Genomic DNA, 21,880 nt, shown 5'->3' with positions numbered 1-21,880 from the left:
CTTCTCCGCCGAGCAGACAGGCCCTCCTTTGTCGCACACGCTGATCGACGACGGCCCCGAACCCACCTCCCCGTCCGGGCGAGGGGACCGAACCTCGCCGCGCGATCGCCACGTCAGCGAGTTCACCGACCTCATGCGGACGGTCCAGGAGTCGGGCCTGATGCGCCGGCGCTACGGCTACTACTGGACGCGGTTCGTGGTGCTCACGCTCCTGCTGCTCGCGACCGGCGCCGCGTTCGTGCTCATCGGGCACTCGTGGTGGCAGCTCGCTGTCGCGGCCGTCCTGGCCGTGCTGCTGGGCCAGGTCATGTTCCTGGGCCACGACGCCGCCCACCGGCAGATCTTCGTCTCGGGGCGCTGGAACGACTGGGCGAGCCTCGTGATCGCGAACCTGTACGCGGGCATGTCCTACGGCTGGTGGACGCACAAGCACAGCCGTCACCACGCCAAGCCCAACACCGTCGACGCCGACCCCGACATCGCCTCGGGCGCCCTGGTGTTCACGACCGAGGACCTGCCCGCGGCCCGCACGGGCGCCGCGGCCTGGTTCGCGAAGCGCCAGGGCTGGCTGTTCTTCCCGCTGCTGCTGCTCGAGGGCATGAACCTGCACGTCTCGGGGATCAAGACGATCTTCGGTCGTGGCCCCGTCAAGCGTCGCCCCGTCGAGATCGCGTTCGTGACGGTCCGGCTCGTCGGCTACCTCGCCCTGGTGTTCTGGGTGCTCCCGGTCGGCATGGGCTTCGCGTTCCTGGGCGTCCAGCTCGGGCTGTTCGGGCTGTACATGGGGGCGAGCTTCGCGCCGAACCACAAGGGCATGCCGATCGTCCCCGCGTCGCTCAAGATCGACTTCCTGCGCCGGCAGGTGCTGCTGAGCCGCAACATCAAGGGCGGTCGCCTGATCGACCTGTTCATGGGCGGCCTCAACTACCAGATCGAGCACCACCTGTTCCCGAGCATGCCGCGGCCCTCGCTGCGCCGTGTGCAGCCGATCGTGCGGGAGTTCTGCGCCGCGCGCGACATCACCTACACCGAGACGACGCTCGTGCAGTCGTACCGCATCGTGGTGCGCTACCTCAACGAGGTGGGCCTCGCGGCCCGCGACCCGTTCCAGTGCCCGCTCACGCTCGAGCTGCGTTCGGCGCGCTGAACGTCGGCGGTGTGCCCGGCCGCCGGTAAACTCGCAGGGTGACTTCGCAGGCCCCGACCCAGCCCAACGCCCAGGGCGCCGGAAACGACGTGCCCTTCCGCTACAACGCCGCGATGGCGGAGCAGATCGAGCTCCGCTGGCAGGACGCGTGGGAGGAGCGCGGCACGTTCTTCGCCGCGAACCCGACCGGCGCGCTCACCGACGGCAAGGGGCGGCACGCGGACCCGGCGGCGCGTCCCTTCTTCGTGATGGACATGTTCCCGTACCCGTCGGGCGCGGGCCTGCACATCGGTCACCCCCTGGGGTACATCGCGACCGACGTGGTCGCACGGTTCCGCAAGATGCAGGGCGACAACGTGCTGCACGCGCTCGGCTACGACGCCTTCGGCCTGCCGGCCGAGCAGTACGCGGTGCAGACGGGCACGCACCCGCGCGTGACCACCGAGGCCAACATCGAGATCATGGCGCGTCAGCTGCGCCGCCTGGGCACGGGCTACGACTCGCGCCGCACGTTCGCCACGATCGACCCGGGCTACGTGCGCTGGACCCAGTGGATCTTCCTGCAGATCTTCGAGTCCTGGTACGACGCGGACGCTGTGCGCCCCGACGGCGGCCGCGGACGCGCGCGTCCCGTGAGCGAGCTCGTCGAGGAGTACGCGGCGGGCACGCGAGCCGTGCCCGGCGGCATCGAGGGTGTGCCCGACGGTGCGTCGTGGGCCGAGCTCGACGAGGTCGCGCGTCGCCGCGTGATCGACACCCAGCGCCTGGCGTACGTCTCCGAGACCCCCGTGAACTGGTGCCCCGGGCTGGGCACCGTGCTCGCCAACGAGGAGGTCACCTCCGAGGGGCGCTCGGAGCGCGGCAACTTCCCGGTGTTCAAGCGCACGCTGCGCCAGTGGAACATGCGCATCACCGCCTACGCGGACCGCCTGGCCGACGACCTGGACCTCATCGACTGGCCCGACAAGGTCACAGCGATGCAGCGGAACTGGATCGGGCGCTCCGAGGGTGCGCAGGTGCGCTTCCCGGTGCACCCCGCGGGCTCCGACGAGCCGCGGACGTGGATCGACGTGTTCACCACGCGTCCCGACACGCTGTTCGGCGCCACGTTCATGGTGCTGGCCCCCGAGCACGCGCTGATCGACGACCTGGTCCCGGACGCGTGGCCCGAGGGCACGCGTGACGTCTGGACCGGGGGGTACGCGACGCCCGCCGAGGCCGTCGCCGCCTACCGCGCGCAGGCCGCCGCGAAGACCGAGATCGAGCGCCAGAGCGAGGGCCGTGAGAAGACGGGCGTCTTCACCGGCATCTTCGCGACCAACCCCACGAACGGCGCGTCGGTGCCGGTGTTCGTCGCCGACTACGTCCTGGCCGGCTACGGCACGGGCGCGATCATGGCCGTCCCCGCGCAGGACGTGCGCGACTGGGAGTTCGCGACGCGTTTCGAGCTGCCCATCATCCGCACCGTCCAGCCGCCCGAGGGCTTCGAGGGCGAGGCGTACACGGGCGACGGCGTGGCGATCAACTCGTCGAACGACGAGATCAGCCTCGACGGGCTGGGCGTCGCCGACGCGAAGCGGACCATGACCGAGTGGCTCGAGGCCAAGGGCCTCGGCACCGGCAAGGTCACCTACCGCCTGCGTGACTGGCTGTTCAGCCGGCAGCGCTACTGGGGCGAGCCGTTCCCGATCGTCTACGACGAGAACGACCTGCCCATCGCGCTGCCCGACTCGGCGCTGCCGGTCAACCTGCCCGAGGTGCCCGACTACTCGCCGCGCACGTTCGCGCCCGAGGACGCCGACTCCTCGCCCGAGGCGCCGCTGGGCCGCAACGAGGACTGGGTCAACGTCACGCTCGACCTCGGCGACGGGCCCAAGACCTACCGCCGCGACACCAACACCATGCCCAACTGGGCCGGGTCGTGCTGGTACTACCTCCACTACCTGGACCCGCAGGACCGCGACGCGGTCGCCGACCCCGCGCTCGAGACGTACTGGATGGGCCCGGGCCACAACCCGGCCGACACGCACGGCGCGGGCGGGGTCGACCTGTACGTGGGCGGCGTCGAGCACGCCGTGCTGCACCTGCTGTACGCGCGCTTCTGGCACAAGGTCCTGTACGACCTGGGCCACGTGACGAGCGTCGAGCCGTTCCGCAAGCTCTTCAACCAGGGCTACATCCAGGCGTACGCCTTCACCGACGAGCGCGGGGTGTACGTCCCCGCGGGCGAGGTCGAGGAGGACGCGTCGTCGTCGACCGGCTACCGGTGGAACGGCGAGGAGGTCACGCGCGAGTACGGGAAGATGGGCAAGTCGCTCAAGAACTCCGTGACGCCCGACGAGATGTACGCCGAGTACGGCGCGGACACCCTGCGGGTCTACGAGATGTCGATGGGCCCCCTCGACCTGTCGCGCCCGTGGGAGACCCGCGCTGTGGTCGGTGCGCAGCGCTTCCTGCAGCGGCTGTGGCGCAACGTGGTCGACGAGACCACGGGCCAGGTCGTGGTCACGGACGACGAGCCGTCGGTCGAGACCCTGCGCGTGCTGCACCGCACCATCGCGGACGTGCGCGCCGACATGGACGCGATGCGCATCAACACCGCGATCGCCAAGCTCATCGTGCTCAACAACCACCTGACGACCCTCACGTCGGTGCCGCGGGCCGCGGTCGAGCCGCTCGTGCTCATGACCGCCCCCGTCGCCCCGCATCTGGCCGAAGAGCTGTGGGACCGGCTCGGGCACCCCGAGTCGCTCGCCGACGAGCCCTTCCCGGTGGCCGACGAGGCGTACCTGGTCGAGGACACCGTCACGTGCGTGCTCCAGGTCCAGGGCAAGGTCCGCGGCCGCGCCGAGGTCCCCGCCGACGTCTCGGAGGACACGCTGCGCGAGATCGCTCTCGCCGACCCCGGCGTGCAGCGGGCCCTCGACGGGCGCGGCATCCGCACCGTGATCGTGCGTGCACCCAAGCTCGTCAACGTGGTGCCGGCCTGAGCCCGTCCACGCGGGGCGACGGTCGGCGCGGGCGGCGTCCCGGGCCGACCGTCGCGGTCGTGACCGACTCGACCGCGTCGCTGCCGTCGCACGAGATCGAGCGGTGGGGGATCCAGGTCGTCCCGCTCGAGGTCGTGCTGGGCGGCGAACAACGCCAGGAGGGCGTCGACCTCGGTGCCGACGAGCTCGCGGCTGCGCTCACGGCGGGCGTGCGCGTCACGACGTCGCAGCCGGCCCCCGCGGCGTTCGCGGAGGCCTACGCACGCGCGGCAGCCGGGGGTGCACGGGAGATCGTGTCGGTGCACCTGTCGGGCGACCTGTCGGGCACGGTGCGGGCCGCCCAGCTCGCGGCCCTCACCTCACCCGTGCCGGTGCACGTCGTGGACTCGCGCTCGGTGGCCATGGGGCTCGGCTTCGCTGTCGTCTCCGCGGCGCGTGCCGCCCGGGGTCTGCCCGAGGCGTCGCCCGTGCCCCCGGGCTCGCCCGGTCAGCCCGGCCAGGGTGACCCGATGCACCGGCGGCTGCGCGACCTGGTCGGTCTGGGCCCGCGTGTCACGGTGCCGCCGGTCGACGGCGTGCAGCTCGCGAGCCGCGCGCGCGAGATCGCGTCGCAGGCGAGCGTCTGGTTCCTGGTCGACTCGCTCGACCACCTGCGGCGTGGTGGCCGGCTCGGCACCGCTGCCGCAGCGCTCGGGACCGTGCTCGGGCTCCGTCCGATCCTCACGCTGCGCGAGGGCCGGATCGAGGTCGCCGAGAAGGTCCGCACGCGCCGCGCCGCGCGGGACCGGCTCGAGGCACTCGTCGTCGCCGAGGTGCGCCGCCGCGGTCGGGCCCGCGTCGCTGTGCACCACCTGGGCCAGCCCGACGTCGCCGCAGAGGTCGCACGGCAGATCGAGGCGTGGTCGGGCGACGTCGTGGGTGAGATCGAGGTCTGCGAGGTGAGCGCCGTGCTCGGTGCGCACGTGGGCCCCGGGCTGCTCGCCGTGGTCGTCGCCGACACCTGAGCCACCCCCAGGTAGGGGCCTGGCCCGCGACTGCGGCAGGACGCGGTGGTCCGGCCGTCGCGGCCCCGCCCGACCCCTAGCGTGCCGCCATGACCGCGCGCCCCGACGACCCCGCCCGTGGACGCCTGCTCAGCCTGGTGCCCGCACCGCCGACCGACCCCGCACTGCCGACCGACCCCGCACTGCCGACGGACCCCGCACTGCCGACTGACCCTGCGCCGGCCTGGGTGCCGCGCGACCGCCGACCTCGAGCGGTGCTGCCCCCGGACAGCCGTGCGGCGCTCCCGGACGGTCGTGCGCTGCCCCCGACCACCCGTGCGCTGCCCCCGACCACCCGTGCGCTGCCCCCGACCACCAGTGCGCTGGCCCCGACCACCGGTGCGCTGCCTGCGGACAGCGGTGCGGCGCCCCCGAGCGTCGGCGCCGCGGGTGCGGCGGGCGACCCTGCCGGTCCCGACGTCGACGACCTCTCCGACCGGTGGCGGGTCGGGGCCCTTGCCCGCGTGGGCGGCCTGTACTCGGACGCCTACGGGCACCCGCTCGCGCACGGAGCAGCTCCACGGGGCCGCTGGGCCGTGCCGGTGCGCGTGGCCCTCGGTGCGGCCCTCGCTGTCCTACTCATCGGCGGCGCCGTGGCCGCGCACGCGCTGTCGGCGCCGCCCGCCCCGCAGGTCGCCGAGCCCCTGCCCGAGGTCGCCGGGCCGGACGGCAGCGGCAGCCCGGCCGACCCTGCCCCGGCGACCTCCGGGGAGGGGTCGTCTGCCGCGGTGCCCGCGGGGGTGGCGGCGGTCGAGGCCACCCCCGCGGCGGTGCTCGTGGTGCACGTCGTGGGCCAGGTCGTGTCGCCCGGGGTCGTCCGGCTCGCGGCCGGCTCGCGCGTGACCGACGCGGTGGCCGCGGCCGGAGGGGCGACCGAGACCGCCGACCTCGCGGCCCTCAACCTCGCGCGGGTGCTCGTGGACGGCGAGCAGGTGCTCGTGCCCCGACCCGGGGAGTCACCGGTCCCGGCGCCCGGTGCGTCCGCTGCCGCCGCCTCGGGCCAGGGCGCGTCGGCGTCGCTCGACCTCAACACGGCTGACGTCGCGGCCCTCGACGCGCTGCCAGGAATCGGTCCGGTGCTCGCCGAGCGCATCGTGGCGTGGCGTACCGAGCACGGCCGGTTCACGGACGTCGAGGAGCTGGGGGAGGTCTCTGGCATCGGGCCGACGGTCCTGGACCGGCTGCGTCCGCTCGTGCGGGTGTGACCGTGCACCCGCCGCTCGATCTGCGCCTCGTCCCCGCGGCGCTCGCCGCGTGGGCCGGCGCGGCGCTGCTGGTGAGTCTCCCGGTGCGGCTCGAGGTGGCCGCGGCCGCCGTCGCCGGTGGGGGAGCGCTCCTCGCGCTGGCGGTGCCGCGTGTGCGCTCGGCGCGCGTCGCGGGACAGGTCGTGCTGGTCGGCCTGGTGCTCGCGACGGTGCTGGCGGCCGGTGCCGTGCAGCTCGGGGTGCGGGCGCGGGGCGGGATCGCGGACCTGGCGCGCGAGCGGGCGAGCGTCCACGTCGAGGGGACGGTGCACACCGCGCCCGTGCTGCTGCGCAGCGCGTGGCCCGGTGCCGCACCCCGGTACCGCACGGTGCTCGACGTCGGCGTCGTGCAGGCCCGGGGTGCGACCGCCACGACCGCGGCCCCGCTGGTCGTGGTGGGCCCGGCATCCTGGGCCGATGCCGCGGTGGGGCAGCGCGTCGCCGTCGCGGGACGGCTCGCGGCGTCCGATGCCGGGGGCCGGGCCGTGGCGGTCCTGCTCACGTCGTCCCCGCCTGACCCCGTCGCGCGGGCACCGGCCCTGCTGCGGGGCACCGCACGGATCCGCGCGGGACTGGTCGAGGTGGCCGCCGGGCTGCCCGGCGACGCGGGCGCGCTGCTGCCGGGCGTCGCGGTCGGCGACACCTCGGCGCTGCCCACCGACCTGGCCGACGCGATGCGGGCCGCCGGGCTGACGCACCTCACCGCCGTCTCGGGTGCGCACTTCTCGCTCGTCGGCGCGGTCGTGCTCGCGGGCACGGCGCTGCTCGGGGCTCCCCGCGTCGTGCGGGTCGTCGTCACAGCCACCGTGCTCGTGGGGTTCGTCGTCCTCGTCCAGCCGGGGCCGAGCGTGCTGCGGGCCGCCGCGACGGGGGCCGTGGGGCTCGTCGGGCTCGCCGTCGGCCGACCGGCCCGTGCGCTGCCGGCCCTCGCGACGGCGGTCGTCGTGCTGCTCGTGGTGGACCCGTGGCTCGCGCGCGAGGTGGGCTTCGCGCTGTCGGTGCTGGCGACCGCGGGCCTCGTGCTGCTGGCAGGCCCCCTGGCGGCCCGGTGGTCGCGGCACGGGCGCACGACGGCGGCCCACGCGCTCGCGGCGCCGTTCGCCGCGCAGAGCCTGTGTGCGCCCGTGCTGCTGCTGCTGACCCCGAGCGTGAGCGCGTACGCCGTGCCGGCCAACCTGCTCGTCGCCCCGGTGGTGGCACCGACCACGGTGCTCGGCCTGGCGGCAGCGCTGGTGGCCCCGGCCTGGACCCAGGGCGCGACAGTGCTCGCATGGGCCGCGGGGGCGGGGTGCTGGTGGATCGGCGCGGTGGCACGCGTGACCGAGCGGCTGCCCGGCTCGCGGGTCGCCTGGGTGGGTGGACCCGTCGGCGCGCTCCTGCTCGCGCTCGCGACGCTGGCCCTGCTCGTGCTGCTGCTGCGGGCACCGTCGCGCACCACGACGTGGGCGGCCGGGTCGGAACCTGCGGGTGCGGCCCGCGCCACAGTCGCCGAGGGCACGGCACGTCGGCGGTCCGTGGCAGGCTGGACCCGTGCCTCCTTCTCAGCGTGCGACCGGCAAGAGCTCCCGTGGCGGGGGCGCATCGACGGGCATCGCGTGGGACGAGGCCGAGCTGGCCCCGGTGGTGCTCGTGGCGGGGGCTGAGGGTCTGCTCGCCGAGCGTGCGGTCGAGCGGCTCGTGGGGCTGGCCCGGGCACGGGACGCGGGCGTCGAGGTCACGACCCTCGACGCGGCGCTCTACGGCACCGGCGTGCTGGGCGTCGTCACGAGCCCGTCGCTCTTCGGCGAGGACCGCGTGGTCGTGGTCGAGGGCGTCGAGCGGACCGTCGACGAGCTCATCACCGACACCCTCGCGTACCTCGAGGCCCCGCAGGACGACGTGGTGCTCGTGCTGCGGCACGGTGGCGGCCAGCGCGGCAAGCGCCTGCTCGACGCGGTCCGCGCGTCGGGCGCGCCCGTCGTCTCGTGCGAGCCGCTCAAGAAGGACTCCGACAAGACCGCGTTCGTGACGGCCGAGCTCCGGCGCGCCGGGCGCCGAGCCGATGCCCGCGCGGTGCGGGCGCTGGTCGACGCGGTCGGCAGCGACCTGCGCGAGCTGGCCGCCGCGTGCGCACAGCTCGCGGCCGACACCACCGGGGTGATCGGTGCCGAGGTCGTCGAGCGCTACTACGGCGGGCGGATCGAGGCCACGGGCTTCCGGGTCGCCGACGCCGCGGTCGACGGCGACGCGGGGCAGGCGGTGGCCCTGTTGCGGCACGCCCTTGCGACCGGTGTCGACCCGGTGCCCGTCGTCGCTGCGCTCGCGATGAAGCTGCGCACGCTCGCCAAGGTCGCCGCGACGCGCGGCCGGGGCTCGGCCGCGGTGCGGGACCTTCAGCTGGCCCCGTGGCAGGTGGACCGTGCGCTCAAGGACCTGTCGCGCTGGACGCCAGAGGGCCTGGCCGAGGCGATCAGCGCCGTCGCGCAGGCCGACGCCGAGGTCAAGGGCGCGAGCCGCGACCCCCAGTTCGCCGTCGAGCGCGCGGTGCTGCGGGTCGCCTCAGCCGGCGCGCGGTGACGGCACGGCCCCTCGGCCGAGCAGCGTGGCTGCCGCGAACAGGTGGCCCTGGAACAGATGGAAACCCGCCTCGACGCAGCGGTCTCGGTCGGACCGGTCCTCGACCCGCTCGGCCACGAGCAGCGCTCCGCACCGACCAGCGGTCCGCACGAGCGCCGTCCCCTGGTGCAAGAGGTCGCGGAAGTCGATCTTGACGTAGTCGGCGTAGGGGAGCAGCGGCAGCTGGGACGGGCTCGCGGTGAAGTCGTCGAGCGCGATGCGGAACCCCTCGGCGTGCAGCCGCGCGACGCCGGCGACGACGGCGCGGTCGGCGACCACCGACTCGACCACCTCGAGCACCAGCCGAGCCGGGTCGGCCGGCAGCGGCAGGTCACCCACCAGGTACGAACGGGTGATGTTCACGAAAGCCAGGTGCGCCCCGGCGACCTGGTCGACGCCGTCGCGGAACACCGACTCGAGCACGAGCCCTGTCGCGTGGTCCTGGAGAGCCGGTGGCCAGGTGTCGACGCGGACGGCGGGCCGGGCGTGCGACCGGTACAGGAATTCGAAGCCGTGCGTCCTGCCGGCGGCGGTGACGATGGGCTGACGACCGAGCAGTCGCTGCCGTGCGGTCGGGGTCGGGTGGGAGGGGGCGCCGACGAGCACCTGACTCAGCCCGGGGACGGACTCAGGGAGCAGACCTGTCACTCTCGAGGAGAGCGGGGTCACGGCCGCCGATGACGCGGGACGGGCTCTCTTCACCCGAACGGCTCAACCGAGCTGGCGTGCGAGGCCTGCGGCCGACCGGTCGACGACCGTGGCCTGTTCGAGCAGGTTGCCTTGGAAGAGGTCGAAACCGAGGTCACGGCTGTGACTGAGCAGCCAGTGCTCCTCGACGAACTCGGCCACGAGGAGCGCTCCGTACGAGCGTGCGAGCTCGACCACGGGCTGACCCTCGACGTCGAGGTCACGCACGTCGATCTTGACGAAGTCGGCGTGGGGGAGGAGCAGGCGCTGACCCGGTCGGCTGACGAACCCCGGGATCGCGATCCGGTAGCCGCGTTCGCGCAGCCTGCGCACCCCGGCGAGCACCTCGGGGGTGATCTCGACGTGGTCGGCCACCTCGATCACGAGCCGGTCGGGCCGTGCGGGCACGGGCAGGTCGCCCACCAGGTAGCTGCGCGGCATGCGCACGAAGAGCCATCGCCCGTGCGCGGCCTGCTCGAGGTCCGCGCGTCCGAAGGTCGCCCGCAGCACGTGCCCGGTCGCGCGCTCGTGCTGGAGCGCGCTCCAGGCGCTGGCTGCCGCGTGGTCGGTCCCTGGGGCGCGGAACGAGAACTCGTAGCCGAACGGCCGCATCCGTCGCGTGAAGATGCCCTGCCGGCCGACGAGCACCTGCTCGCGGGCCACGTGGCGTGCCCACGCGCTCTGGAGATCGGCGGGGAACGCCTCGTCGACTGCAGCCTGGAGCAGGGCTGCTGCGCGCTCGTCGTCTGTCATGAACACCATGACAGCATATACACGGGCCCATGACACTCGCCCTTCCGCGTGACATGGCGAGCATCGCGAGCGCCGTGAGGTGCGGGGGTGACGTGAGCGGTACAGCCGAACGGGGTGGACTTCTCCCCGGACGGCCTAATGTGCTGGATCTCGACGAGGTGTTCCGTCATCATACCCTTGACAGCAAGTCACCCCACTGTGACAGGAGATACCCCGTGACCCGCTTCCTGAAGGCCGCGTCCGCCATCGCCCTCGCCTCGCTCCTCACCGTCGGACTGTCGGTCACCGCGACCGCAGGTGGCAGCGGCGTGTCGCCGCTCGGCTCGACGGGGTGCTGCCGCCTGATCCAGTGATTGCGCCGCGCCGCTGAGGCAGACGAGGCCGCACGTCGTTCGTCCGAGGGGTGCCGACCATGGGTCGGCACCCCTCGGCGTCTGCCGCCGGCTGCCAGATGTCCCCCGAACGAGGGCAGACTTGCGCCAGGGGTCACAGGTAGAGTCATCATCTATGACCAAGATCGCTGACCGGGTGCGCCAGGCACGGCTCGCTGCAGGTCTCTCGCAGACAGCCCTCGCAGGCGATGCCTTCTCGCCCAGCTACATCTCGCTGATCGAGGCGGGCAGGCGTGAGCCGACCGACGCGGCGCTGGCGGTCCTCGCCACGCGGCTGGGTTCCACCGTCGAGTACCTCAAGCACGGCGACGACGGACCCAACGAGGCGCGCACGCGTCTGGAGATCGACTACGCGAAGCTCGAGCTGACGTCGGGCGAGCCCGCGGCCGCCAAGGTGCGCCTCGAGAGGCTCGACCTCGATGCCGTGACGCACGCCCTGCGTGTGGACGGGCTGCTGACGCTCGCGCGGGCGAACGAGTCGCTCGGCGCCCTCGAGGACGCCGTCGGGATCCTCGAGCCGTTGCTCGTCGACGCCCGGTCGCGGGGGCACCACCTGGACGCCGCGATCGTTGCGACCGGTCTCGTGGCCTCCTACCTCGAGGCCGGCGACCTGCACCGCAGCGTCGAGGTCGGCGAGAGGACGCTGCGCGACCTCGACAGCGCTCTGCTCACGGGCACCGACGAGTACCTGCGGCTGGCCTCGACCGTGCTGTGGGCCTACGTCGAGCGCGGCGACCTGCTCTACGCGACGCACCGCGCCTCGGAGCTCATCCGGCAGGCGGAGGCGCTCGGCAGCCCGCGAGGGCGCGGCAGTGTCTACTGGAACGCCGCTGTCGTGGCCGAGCACCGTCGGGACTACGAGCTCGCCCAGCGGTACACCGAGCGGGCACTGGCCCTGCTGGGCGAGGGTGGCGAGGGCCGCGACCTGCCGCGTCTGCGGCTCAACTACGCGTCGCTGCTGGTGCACAGCGAGCCGCCCGAGCCCCACGAGGCGCTGCGTCAGCTCGACCGGGCGATCCCGTACCTGGTCGCGGGGGGTTCCGAGATCGAGCTCTCACGCGTCGACGTGCTGCGTTCGCGCGCGCACCTGGTGCTGCACGACCCGATCCTGGCCGAGGCGTGCGCCCGGGACGCCCTGGCCCGGCTCGGTGAGCAGCCGCGCCTCGAGACGGCCGTCGCGCACCTCGCTCTGGGTGACGCGCTGCACGCCCGAGGTGATGTCGAGGGTGCGTCCAAGGCGCACGGCTGGGCGGCGGACATGCTCGGCATGATGTCCGCCAACCGGCAGTCGGCCGCGGCCTGGCGGCAGCTCGGTGACCGCTTCCTGGGCACCGGGGACATCGCCGGCGCCGCGCACGCGTTCGACCGCGCACTCCGCGAGGCGGGCATCCGACCCGCCGTCCCGGCAGTCCTGCGGGAGGTGTGGAGCGCCGAGGTGTAGGCCTCGGCGCGACCCGCCGGACATGGCGAAGGCGTCACCCCGCAGGGGGGGTGACGCCTTCGTTGTCCCTTGTCTCGCTCGGTCAGAGCGAGGCGACCGCCTTCGCGAGCGCGGACTTCTTGTTGGCAGCCTGGTTGGCGTGGATGACGCCCTTCGAGACTGCCTTGTCGAGCTTGCGCGACGCGGACACGAGGGCGACCGAAGCGGCCTCCTTGTCGCCACCGGCGACGGCCTCGCGGACGCGACGCACGTGCGTCTTGAGCTCCGACTTGACGGCCTTGTTGCGAAGGCGCGCCTTCTCGTTGGTGCCGATGCGCTTGATCTGAGACTTGATGTTCGCCACGTGTGGACTTTCTGGTGTGTTCGCCTGAGCGATCGATGAGGTCGTAGAGGGCTTGTCCAGCACCGGGACTTGGGCGTGGGGATACCCGCGGAGAGGAGCTGGACGAGTGCCCGCCGACCTGGGCGGACACGCGAAGAGACATCATAGCAGCCCAGCTGGCGCTCACAGGGATCGAACAACCGCCTCGAAGCGGGCGCGGTCCAGGACAGCCCCCTCGCGGCGGACCGCGGCCGGGTCGATCCGCAGCACCCGGTCCAGACGGACCTCGCTCGGCCGGCAGCGCGGGTCCCAGCCGCCGGTCCCGATGTCAGTCCAGCGTCGCCCGTGCCGCGCCTCGTCGGCCGCGTCCCGGTCGTGGTCCTTGCTCGTGAGCATGAGGGCGAGGAGCCAGGCCCCGTCCCGCCCGACGACGAGCACAGGCCGGTCCTTGCCGCGCGAAGGGTCGTCCTCGAAGGGCACCCACGTCCAGACGACCTCGCCCGGGTCGGCCGCACCGTCCAGGTCGGGGGAGTACTCGACGCGCACGGTGCCGGTGAAGTCGCCCGGGTAGGCCACCCCGACCGCCGCAGGTTCGCGGACGGCGCGTCCGGGGGCGGGGGACGCGGGTGGGCGGGCGGCGACGGTGCCCGCCCGCCGCCATGAACCCCCCAGGGCCGACCGGACCGCGCGAGCCCATCTGCTGATCGCCATGCGCACACCCTAGGAGCGGGTGCCCCGTCACACGCACGTCACACGAGGGAGGTAGGTTCCGGGCATGGCGGACCTGTTCGACGACTACCCCGCGGGTGCCGCGTGGGACGAGATGCTCGACGGAGCCACTGTGCGCCCGGCGTACGAGCACCTGCACGCGGCTCTCGCGCAGCTCTCGGCCGAGGACCTGCGTGCCCGGGCCGACACGCTCGCGCGGTCCTACCTCGCCCAGGGCGTCACGTTCGACCTCGCGGGCGAGGAGCGCCCGTTCCCGCTCGACGTCGCCCCCCGCGTGCTCACGGGCCAGGAGTGGGACCACGTCGCCCCGGGCGTCGCGCAGCGCGTGCGGGCCCTCGAGGCGTTCCTCGCGGACGTGTACGGGCCGCAGAAGGCCGTGGCCGACGGGGTGGTCCCGCGCGGGCTCGTGGTCTCCTCGACGCACTTCCACCGCGCGGCGCGGGGCATCCAGCCCCCGAACGGCGTGCGGGTGCACGTCTCGGGCATCGACCTGGTGCGGGACGAGGCCGGCGACTTCCGGGTGCTCGAGGACAACGTGCGCGTGCCCAGCGGCGTGAGCTACGTGCTGTCCAACCGCCGGGCGATGGCCCGCACGTTCCCCGAGCTGTTCGCGACGCTGCGCATCCGGCCCGTCCAGGACTACCCGCGCCGGCTGCTCGCCGCGCTCACCGCGGCCGCGCCGTCGGGCGTCGACGACCCGACCGTCGTGGTGCTCACCCCGGGCGTGCACAACAGCGCGTACTTCGAGCACACTGTGCTCGCGCGGACCATGGGCGTCGAGCTCGTCGAGGGCCGCGACCTGTTCTGCGCCGGAGGTCGGGTGTGGATGCGCACGACCCAGGGGCGACGACGGGTCGACGTGATCTACCGCCGGGTCGACGACGACTACCTCGACCCGGTCGTGTTCCGCTCGGACTCCCAGCTCGGCAGCCCCGGCCTCATGATGTGCGCCCGGGCGGGCACCGTGACGATCGCCAACGCGGTGGGCAACGGCGTCGCGGACGACAAGCTCGTGTACACCTACCTGCCCGACCTCATCCGCTACCACCTGGGCGAGGAGCCGCTGCTCCCGAACGTCGACACGTGGCGGCTCGAGGACCCGGGCGCGCTCGAGGAGGTGCTGGACCGGCTCGACGAGCTCGTGGTCAAGCCCGTCGACGGCTCGGGCGGGAAGGGGCTGGTGGTCGGGCCCCAGGCGAGCCGTCGCGAGCTCGACGCGCTGCGGACCCGGCTCGTGGCCGATCCGCGCGGCTGGATCGCGCAGCCCGTGGTGCAGCTCTCGACCGTGCCGACCCTGGTCGGCGACAGCCTGCGCCCGCGGCACGTCGACCTGCGGCCGTTCGCGGTCAACGACGGCGAGCAGGTGTGGGTGCTGCCCGGCGGTCTGACGCGGGTGGCGCTGCCCGAGGGGCAGCTCGTGGTCAACAGCTCCCAGGGCGGCGGGTCGAAGGACACCTGGGTGCTGGGCGCGGCGGATCCCCGACGCGGCGCCGACCCGCTCGGCGGGCAGGCCGGTCAGCCGCACGCGGTGCAGGTCTCGTCGTCGGTGCCCATCGACGCGAACCCCACCGACGAGCTCACCGCGCAGGTCATGCAGCAGCAGCAGTCGCGGACGCTCGAGACGGAGGTGGGCAGGTGCTGAGCCGGATCGCGGAGTCGCTGTTCTGGATCGGGCGCTACGTCGAGCGTGCGGACGACACCGCACGCCTGCTCGACGTGCACCTGCAGTCCCTGCTCGAGGACCCGTGGTCCGAGGAGGACCTCTCGTGCCGCTCGCTGCTGTCCGTGATGGACCGGCCGCTGCCCGTCGCCGGCCTCCCCGTGGGCCGCGAGCAGGTGCTCGAGGTGCTCGCGTACGACCGTCGGGCCCCCGCGTCGATCGCCGGCGCGCTCGCCGCGGCCCGGGAGAACGCGCGGCGCGCGCGGGAGACGGTCTCGACCGAGCTGTGGGAGTGCCTCAACACGACGTGGAACCAGCTGCCCGCCCAGGTGCGCCCGGGCCGCCCGCACGACTACTTCACGTGGGTGCGCGAGCGTGCGGCGATCGTCGCGGGGCTCGTGGACTCGGTGACCTCGCGCGACGACACGTGGCAGTTCATGGTGCTGGGCCGCTCGCTCGAGCGCGCCGACATGACCGCACGGCTGCTCACGACCCGCGCTCTCGCGGGCTCGTCCGGGCCGGGCTGGACCACGCTGCTGCGCTCGTGCGGCGCGCACGAGGCCTACCTGCGCACGTACCGGGGGATCGCCTCCGACGAGCGTGCGGCGGGCTTCCTGCTGCTCGACCGCCTGTTCCCGCGCTCGGTCGTGCACGCGATCGGGCAGGCAGAGGCGTGCCTCGCGGCCCTCGAACCGGTCGCCGACCGGTCCGCGGTCGACGACGCGCGCCGGCACCTCGGGCTGGCCCGCATGAGCCTCGAGTACCGCCCGCTCGTCGACGTGCTCGACGAGCTGCCCGCCGAGATGGAGCGCGTGCAGCGCGCCTGCTCGGCCGCGAGCGACGCGATCCGTGGGCGCTACTTCCCGTCGGGGCACGTCACGACCTGGGTGGGGGAGCTGCTGTGAGCCGGCTGCACGTGGTGCACACGACGTCGTTCCGGTACGCGTCGCCGGTCACGGCCTCGTACAACGAGGCCCGCATGACCCCGCTGACGCAGCCCGGCCAGACCGTGCTCGAGTCGCGGCTCGACATCCGCCCCTCGACGTGGGCGGCCGAGTACCGGGACTACTGGGGGACCGCCGTGACGGCCTTCGAGGTGCTGACCCCCCACGAGGAGCTCGAGCTGACGGCCGAGCACCGCATCGAGGTGTCCGAGCGTCCCGCGCCGCGGCCGTCGTGCGGCTGGGACACGCTCGCCGCCCCCGACCTGCGCGACCGGCTCGCGGAGTTCCTCGCCGACACCCCCACGACCCTGGTCCCGGCGGAGGTCGTCGAGCTCGCGACCCGCGCCCGGCACGGCCTGGAACCGGTCGACGCGGCCGTGGCGATCTGCGCAGCGCTGCGCGACGAGGTCGAGTACGTGCCCGGGACGACAGCGGTGCACACCCCGGCGAGCGAGGCGTGGGCCGCGCGCTCCGGAGTGTGCCAGGACGTGGCCCACCTGGCCGCGGGTGCGCTGCGCAGCGCCGGCATCCCCGCGCGCTACGTCTCGGGGTACCTCTACCCGCGGGGCGACGGCGCCGTGGGCGAGAGCCTGGTCGGCGAGTCGCACGCGTGGGTCGAGTGGTGGGCCGGGGACTGGTTCCCGTACGACCCCACGAACCGCACCCCGGCCGGAGAGCACCACGTGGTGCTCGCGAGGGGACGCTCGTACGACGACGTGCCGCCGCTGCGGGGGATCTACGCGGGGGCGAGCACCGAGGACCTCGACGTGCAGGTCCGCATCACACGCGAGTCCTGAGCGCGGCGCGGCGCCCGGTCTCGGACGCCGCCGGCGCGGTCGCCCCCGTCTCGACGGCCGACTCGGGCACGGGGTGCCCGAAGAGCCAGCCCTGACCGTGCGTCCAGCCGTGCGCGAGCGCGAGCACGCGCTGCTCCTCGGTCTCGATGCCCTCGACCACACCGTGGCTCGAGAGCGAGTCGACGAGTGCCGCTATCGCGACGCTGATCCGGTCGCACGCCGCGCCGTCGCCCAGCCGCACAGTGAACGACCGGTCGAGCTTGAGCCCCTGGATGGGTGCCGACAGGACCGAGGACAGCGCCGAGTAGCCCGTGCCGAAGTCGTCGAGCACCAGCACCACGCCGAGCTCGGTGAGGGCCTGCAGGTCCGAGAGGGCGTGGTCGGTGGCCTGCAGCACACCGCTCTCGGTGATCTCGATGCCCAGCCGCTCGCCGGACACGCCCGACGTCGCGAGGGCGTTCGCCACGGTCTCCGAGAGCGTCCCGGCACAGTCCCCGACGCGACCGATCTGGCGCGGCGAGACGTTGACGTAGACGCGGCCCGGCAGGTCGGGGTGACGTGCGAGGAACGCCACGGCCTCACGGACGACCCACGCGCCGAGCCCCACGATCAGGTCCGTGTCCTCGCACACCTGGATGAACTCGCCCGGGAGCAGCAGGCCACGTTCGGGGTGCTGCCAGCGCACGAGCGCCTCGTGGGCGACGACCTCGCCGCCGCTGAGCTCGACGATGGGCTGGTAGTGCAGCACGAAGTCGCCCCGCTGCACCGCGCCGCGCAGCTCCGCCTCGACCGAGATGCGGTGCAGGGCGTCGCGTCGGTACACGTCGCGGTAGACCTCCCAGCGCGAGCTGCCGGCCTGCTTGGCGACGTACAGCGCCGTGTCGGCGTCGCGCAGCACCCGTTCGGCGTCACGCGAGCCGTCGTTCACCGTGAGCCCGGCGCTGAGCCGCGGCACCACGTCGTGCCCGCCCACGTGCAGGGGTGACTCGACAGCGCTGAGCACAGCGTCGAGCAGCTCGCCCGCGTGCTCGGCCGAGGCGACCTGCTCGAAGACGACCACGAACTCGTCCCCGCCCACCCGGGCCACGGTGTCGCCGGGGCGCACTGCCGAGCGCATCCGGTCGGCCACGACCCGCAGCATCAGGTCGCCCGCGTCGTGGCCCAGCGAGTCGTTGATGCGCTTGAAGTCGTCGAGGTCGGCGAAGGCCACCGCGACGAGCTCGTCGGAGCGCACGTGCTGCTGGAGCGCGTGCGCGAGCCTGTCGAGCATCAGGCGCCGGTTCGCCAGGCCGGTCAGCTGGTCGTAGAGGGCGCGCCACTCGAGGAGGTCCTGCGCCCGGCGGATCGCCGTGACGTCCTCGACCTGCAGCAGCAGCTGCTCGGGGATGCCGTGCTCGTCGCGGACCAGCGAGACGGTGAGCCGGGTCTGCAGCAGCGCGCCCGTCGCGGCCACGAACCGCTTGTCGACGTGGCACGACGTGGCCGAGCCGTCGAGCAGGCGGGCGACGCCCTCGTGGCCGTTGGCCCGGTCGTCGGGGTGCGAGAGGTCGTCGGGGTTGCGGCCCACCAGCTCGGCGCGGGTCATGAGGAACGCGTGGGCGAGCGCACGGTTGGCCTGCGTGATGCGGCCGTCGAGCCCGAGGAGCGCCATGCCGATGGGCGAGTGGTCGAACGCCACCCGGAAGAGCTCCTGGTCGCGGTGCGGATCGCCGTCCGGCGCCATCGCGGCCGTCTGCGGCGTCGCGTCGTGGGGCAGCGCTGGCGAGCCCTCGGGGGACCGCGGCACGGTGGTGTCGGGCGTCAGGGCATCGCCGGGCTGTTCCTCAGGGATCACGATCTTGCTATCGGTCGTTGTACCCAGGACATGAAGGCTTGCACGTGCTGGTCCTCGGCGGTCGGACGTGACCGGTCCCGACCCGGGAGCATGCCGCACGGTTGGCATGGGACGATGGTCTCCGCCGTCCACCGTCCACCTCGAAGCCGGAGTGCACCCGTCTTGTCCCCGATCCCGAGCGCAGCGAGCATGCAGCGCATCCAGCCCGCCGCGACACCGCCCGAGCTGCTGCGCAACTTCTGCATCATCGCGCACATCGACCACGGCAAGTCGACGCTGGCCGACCGCATGCTCCAGCTCACCGGCGTCGTCGACTCCCGCGCGATGCGCGCGCAGTACCTCGACCGCATGGACATCGAGCGCGAGCGCGGCATCACCATCAAGTCGCAGGCCGTGCGGATGCCGTGGGGCGTCGAGGACGCGTCGGGCACGCTCACGCCGTACGCGCTGAACATGATCGACACCCCCGGCCACGTCGACTTCACGTACGAGGTCTCGCGCTCGCTCGCGGCGTGCGAGGGGGCGGTGCTGCTGGTCGACGCCGCGCAGGGCATCGAGGCGCAGACCCTCGCCAACCTGTACCTGGCGATGGAGAACGACCTCGAGATCATCCCGGTGCTCAACAAGATCGACCTGCCGGCCGCGCAGCCCGAGAAGTACGCCGAGGAGATCGCCGGCCTGGTCGGCTGCGACCCTGCCGACGTGCTGAAGGTCTCGGGCAAGACGGGCGTGGGGGTCACCGAGCTGCTCGACCGCATCGTCGAGCGGGTGCCCGCGCCGCAGGGCGACGCCGACGCACCGGCCCGCGCGATGATCTTCGACTCGGTGTACGACACCTACCGGGGCGTCGTGACGTACGTGCGCGTCGTCGACGGCCACCTCAGCCCCCGCGAGCGGGTCATCATGATGTCGACCCGCGCCGCGCACGAGCTGCTCGAGATCGGCGTGACGTCACCCGAGCCGCAGCCCACCAAGGGCCTGGGCGTCGGCGAGGTCGGGTACCTCATCACGGGCGTCAAGGACGTGCGGCAGTCGAAGGTCGGCGACACGGTCACGAACTTCGCGAAGCCTGCCTCGGAGTCGCTCGGCGGCTACTCGGACCCCAAGCCCATGGTGTTCTCGGGCCTGTACCCGATCGACGGCTCGGACTACCCGGTGCTGCGCGACGCGCTCGACAAGCTGAAGCTCAACGACGCGGCGCTCGTCTACGAGCCCGAGACGTCGGTCGCGCTCGGCTTCGGCTTCCGCGTCGGCTACCTGGGCCTGCTGCACCTCGAGATCGTGCGCGAGCGGCTCGAGCGCGAGTTCGACCTCGACCTCATCTCGACCGCGCCCAACGTCATCTACGACGTGACGATGGAGGACCGCTCGGTCATCACCGTCACGAACCCGAGCGAGTTCCCGGGCGGCAAGATCCTCGAGGTGCGCGAGCCCGTGGTGCGCGCCACGATCCTGGCCCCGGCCGAGTACATCGGCGCGATCATGGAGCTGTGCCAGCAGCGCCGCGGCGACCTGCAGGGCATGGACTACCTCTCGGCCGAGCGGGTCGAGATGCGCTACCAGCTGCCGCTCGCCGAGATCGTCTTCGACTTCTTCGACCAGCTCAAGTCGAAGACCCGCGGCTACGCGTCGCTCGACTACGAGGTCAACGGCGAGCAGGCGGCCGCGCTGGTCAAGGTCGACATCCTGCTCCAGGGCGAGCAGGTCGACGCGTTCAGCGCGATCGTGCACAAGGACAAGGCCTACGCCTACGGCGTGATGATGACGGGCAAGCTCAAGGACCTGATCCCGCGCCAGCAGTTCGAGGTGCCGATCCAGGCAGCCGTGGGCGCCCGCGTCATCGCCCGCGAGACGATCCGCGCGATGCGCAAGGACGTCCTGGCCAAGTGCTACGGCGGCGACATCTCGCGCAAGCGCAAGCTCCTCGAGAAGCAGAAGGAGGGCAAGAAGCGCATGAAGACGATCGGCCGCGTGGACGTGCCCCAGGAGGCCTTCATCGCGGCGCTGACCTCGGAGCAGACCGAGACGAAGGACAAGGCGAAGAAGTGATGTCGCGTGCCTCCCGCTCTGCCTGACGGCGAGGTCGCCCCCGACGACGGCTCCCTGCCGGCCTCCGCGGCCGAGGGCGCCGGCGCGCGAGCGTTCGGGGTGTACCTGCACGTCCCGTTCTGCACGGTGCGCTGCGGGTACTGCGACTTCAACACCTACACCGCGGTCGAGCTCGGCGGCGGTGCGAGCCAGGCGTCCTACGCCGACACGGCGCTGCGCGAGATCGACCTGGGCGGACGCGTGCTGCGTGAGGCGGGCCTGCCCGAGCGGGCCGCGTCGACCGTGTTCGTCGGCGGGGGCACCCCGACCGTGCTGCCCCCGGGCGACCTGGCCCGCCTGCTCGAGGGCGTTCGCGCGACGTGGGGCCTGGCCCCCGGCGCCGAGGTCACGACCGAGGCGAACCCCGATTCGGTGACCCCCGCCTCGCTCGCCGAGCTCGCCCGGGCGGGCTTCACCCGCGTCTCGTTCGGCATGCAGTCCGCGGTGCCGCACGTGCTCGCGACCCTCGAGCGCACGCACGACCCCGCGCGCATCCCCGACGTGGTGCGCTGGGCCCGCGACGCCGGGCTGCAGGTCTCGCTCGACCTCATCTACGGCACGCCGGGGGAGTCGCTCGACGACTGGCGCACGAGCCTCGACGTGGCGCTCGCGACCGGGGTCGACCACGTCTCGGCGTACGCCCTGGTCGTCGAGCAGGGCACGAAGATGGCCGCCCAGGTGCGCCGCGGGACCATCAGCCTGCCGTCCGAGGACGACCAGGCCGCGAAGTACGAGCTCGCGGACGAGGCCCTGACCGCGGCGGGCCTGCACTGGTACGAGGTGAGCAACTGGGCGCGCACGGACGCCGACCGGTGCCGGCACAACCTGGCCTACTGGCGCGGCGACGACTGGTGGGGCGTGGGCCCCGGAGCGCACAGCCACGTGGGCGGGGTGCGCTGGTGGAACGTCAAGCACCCGCGGGCGTACGCCGACCGGCTCGGTGCGGGGCTCAGCCCGGCCGCCGGACGCGAGGTCGTCGTCGGCGAGTCGGCGCAGCTCGAGCGCGTCATGCTCGGCGTGCGGCTCGCCGAGGGGCTGCCCGTCGGCGAGCTGAGCCCGACCACCCGGCCGGTGGTCGCGGGCCTGGTCGCTGACGGCCTGCTCGACGGGCGCGCCGCGCTCGGCGTGGACGGCACGCGGCGTGCTGTGCTCACGCGGCGCGGACGGCTGCTGGCCGACGCGGTGGTCCGGGCGCTCACCGACTGACGCCCGGT

Annotated in this window: 18 protein-coding genes; 13 read left to right on the top strand and 5 right to left on the bottom strand. The window is 73.4% G+C overall.

The window, feature by feature from the left end:
* Positions 1-133 precede the first annotated feature (133 nt).
* From ACGIF2_RS03585 to holA, 6 genes are all read left to right on the top strand, one after another.
* Positions 134-1,147 (top strand): fatty acid desaturase family protein, encoded by a 1,014-nt coding sequence (locus tag ACGIF2_RS03585; RefSeq protein ID WP_396043567.1) that lies wholly within the window; start codon positions 134-136, stop codon positions 1,145-1,147.
* Positions 1,148-1,185: 38 nt separating this feature from the next.
* Entirely contained in the window at positions 1,186-4,137 is a 2,952-nt protein-coding gene (gene leuS, locus ACGIF2_RS03580; protein WP_396043565.1) for a leucine--tRNA ligase, read from the top strand.
* A gap of 59 nt (positions 4,138-4,196) precedes the next feature.
* Positions 4,197-5,141: a DegV family protein gene (locus tag ACGIF2_RS03575; protein WP_396043563.1), complete on the top strand. Its 945-nt coding sequence runs from the start codon at positions 4,197-4,199 to the stop codon at positions 5,139-5,141.
* A gap of 89 nt (positions 5,142-5,230) precedes the next feature.
* The gene (locus ACGIF2_RS03570) at positions 5,231-6,385 is read left to right on the top strand and encodes a helix-hairpin-helix domain-containing protein (protein ID WP_396043561.1); all 1,155 of its coding nucleotides are present in this window, start codon (positions 5,231-5,233) and stop codon (positions 6,383-6,385) included.
* Positions 6,382-8,067, top strand: a complete 1,686-nt coding sequence (locus tag ACGIF2_RS03565) for a ComEC/Rec2 family competence protein (protein ID WP_396043559.1) — start codon at positions 6,382-6,384, stop codon at positions 8,065-8,067. The genes ACGIF2_RS03570 and ACGIF2_RS03565 overlap by 4 nt, the downstream gene beginning before the upstream one ends.
* Complete coding sequence (holA, locus tag ACGIF2_RS03560; protein ID WP_396043557.1) at positions 7,955-8,980, top strand: DNA polymerase III subunit delta; 1,026 nt, start codon at positions 7,955-7,957, stop codon at positions 8,978-8,980. The genes ACGIF2_RS03565 and holA overlap by 113 nt, the downstream gene beginning before the upstream one ends.
* On the opposite strand, the gene ACGIF2_RS03555 is transcribed toward holA, so the two are convergent.
* On the bottom strand, positions 8,963-9,667 hold the full coding sequence (locus ACGIF2_RS03555; protein ID WP_396043555.1) for an EAL and HDOD domain-containing protein: 705 nt from the start codon (positions 9,665-9,667) through the stop codon (positions 8,963-8,965). The genes holA and ACGIF2_RS03555 overlap by 18 nt on opposite strands.
* Positions 9,668-9,730: 63 nt before the next feature.
* Positions 9,731-10,459 carry an EAL domain-containing protein gene (locus ACGIF2_RS03550; protein WP_396043767.1) on the bottom strand — a complete coding sequence of 243 codons (729 nt, stop codon included), beginning with the start codon at positions 10,457-10,459 and terminating at the stop codon, positions 9,731-9,733.
* Positions 10,460-10,674: 215 nt separating this feature from the next.
* Here ACGIF2_RS03550 and ACGIF2_RS03545 point away from each other — a divergent pair, with 215 nt between their 5' ends.
* Both ACGIF2_RS03545 and ACGIF2_RS03540 read left to right on the top strand, forming a co-directional pair.
* Complete coding sequence (locus ACGIF2_RS03545; protein WP_396043554.1) at positions 10,675-10,812, top strand: hypothetical protein; 138 nt, start codon at positions 10,675-10,677, stop codon at positions 10,810-10,812.
* Between the two features lie 154 nt (positions 10,813-10,966).
* Positions 10,967-12,292 carry a helix-turn-helix domain-containing protein gene (locus ACGIF2_RS03540; RefSeq protein WP_396043552.1) on the top strand — a complete coding sequence of 442 codons (1,326 nt, stop codon included), beginning with the start codon at positions 10,967-10,969 and terminating at the stop codon, positions 12,290-12,292.
* Positions 12,293-12,374: 82 nt separating this feature from the next.
* Here the strand turns inward: ACGIF2_RS03540 and rpsT are convergent, their stop codons facing one another.
* Positions 12,375-12,635, bottom strand: a complete 261-nt coding sequence (gene rpsT / locus ACGIF2_RS03535; protein WP_396043550.1) for a 30S ribosomal protein S20 — start codon at positions 12,633-12,635, stop codon at positions 12,375-12,377.
* A 162-nt stretch (positions 12,636-12,797) separates the two neighbouring features.
* Entirely contained in the window at positions 12,798-13,325 is a 528-nt protein-coding gene (locus ACGIF2_RS03530; RefSeq protein WP_396043548.1) for a type II toxin-antitoxin system PemK/MazF family toxin, read from the bottom strand.
* Positions 13,326-13,389: 64 nt separating this feature from the next.
* On the opposite strand from ACGIF2_RS03530, the gene ACGIF2_RS03525 reads away from it, so the two are divergent.
* Genes ACGIF2_RS03525 through ACGIF2_RS03515 form a run of 3 tightly spaced genes read left to right on the top strand, consistent with a single transcriptional unit; the run spans position 13,390 to position 16,744 of the window.
* Positions 13,390-14,985 carry a circularly permuted type 2 ATP-grasp protein gene (locus tag ACGIF2_RS03525; protein WP_396043546.1) on the top strand — a complete coding sequence of 532 codons (1,596 nt, stop codon included), beginning with the start codon at positions 13,390-13,392 and terminating at the stop codon, positions 14,983-14,985.
* A complete protein-coding gene (locus ACGIF2_RS03520) occupies positions 14,979-15,908 on the top strand; it encodes an alpha-E domain-containing protein (RefSeq protein WP_396043544.1) in 930 nt (309 codons plus the stop codon). Before ACGIF2_RS03525 ends, ACGIF2_RS03520 begins: the two co-directional genes overlap by 7 nt.
* Entirely contained in the window at positions 15,905-16,744 is an 840-nt protein-coding gene (locus tag ACGIF2_RS03515) for a transglutaminase N-terminal domain-containing protein (RefSeq protein WP_396043542.1), read from the top strand. Before ACGIF2_RS03520 ends, ACGIF2_RS03515 begins: the two co-directional genes overlap by 4 nt.
* Here ACGIF2_RS03515 and ACGIF2_RS03510 read toward each other — a convergent pair.
* On the bottom strand, positions 16,728-18,578 hold the full coding sequence (locus ACGIF2_RS03510; protein WP_396043540.1) for a putative bifunctional diguanylate cyclase/phosphodiesterase: 1,851 nt from the start codon (positions 18,576-18,578) through the stop codon (positions 16,728-16,730). The two genes, ACGIF2_RS03515 and ACGIF2_RS03510, sit on opposite strands and share 17 nt — an antisense overlap.
* Positions 18,579-18,767: 189 nt before the next feature.
* Between ACGIF2_RS03510 and lepA the strand changes: the two genes are divergently transcribed.
* Positions 18,768-20,627 (top strand): translation elongation factor 4, encoded by a 1,860-nt coding sequence (lepA, locus tag ACGIF2_RS03505; RefSeq protein WP_396043538.1) that lies wholly within the window; start codon positions 18,768-18,770, stop codon positions 20,625-20,627.
* Between the two features lie 6 nt (positions 20,628-20,633).
* Positions 20,634-21,872, top strand: coding sequence for a radical SAM family heme chaperone HemW (gene hemW / locus ACGIF2_RS03500; protein ID WP_396043536.1), 1,239 nt, complete (start codon positions 20,634-20,636; stop codon positions 21,870-21,872).
* Positions 21,873-21,880: the final 8 nt, after the last annotated feature.

The organism is Cellulomonas sp. P22, assembly GCF_044392165.1.
The sequence above is the reverse complement of the archived record's forward strand: the minus strand, read 5'-3'. Positions and strand labels throughout refer to the sequence as shown.

Bases quoted from the DNA above. Each gene is read 5' to 3' on its own strand.
- ACGIF2_RS03585 (WP_396043567.1), top strand. From the start codon at position 134: ATGCGGACGGTCCAGGAGTCGGGCCTGATGCGCCGGCGCTACGGCTAC.
- ACGIF2_RS03570 (WP_396043561.1), top strand. From the start codon at position 5,231: ATGACCGCGCGCCCCGACGACCCCGCCCGTGGACGCCTGCTCAGCCTG.
- ACGIF2_RS03550 (WP_396043767.1), bottom strand. From the start codon at position 10,459: ATGACAGACGACGAGCGCGCAGCAGCCCTGCTCCAGGCTGCAGTCGAC.
- ACGIF2_RS03540 (WP_396043552.1), top strand. From the start codon at position 10,967: ATGACCAAGATCGCTGACCGGGTGCGCCAGGCACGGCTCGCTGCAGGT.
- ACGIF2_RS03530 (WP_396043548.1), bottom strand. From the start codon at position 13,325: ATGGCGATCAGCAGATGGGCTCGCGCGGTCCGGTCGGCCCTGGGGGGT.
- ACGIF2_RS03525 (WP_396043546.1), top strand. From the start codon at position 13,390: ATGGCGGACCTGTTCGACGACTACCCCGCGGGTGCCGCGTGGGACGAG.
- lepA (WP_396043538.1), top strand. From the start codon at position 18,768: ATGCAGCGCATCCAGCCCGCCGCGACACCGCCCGAGCTGCTGCGCAAC.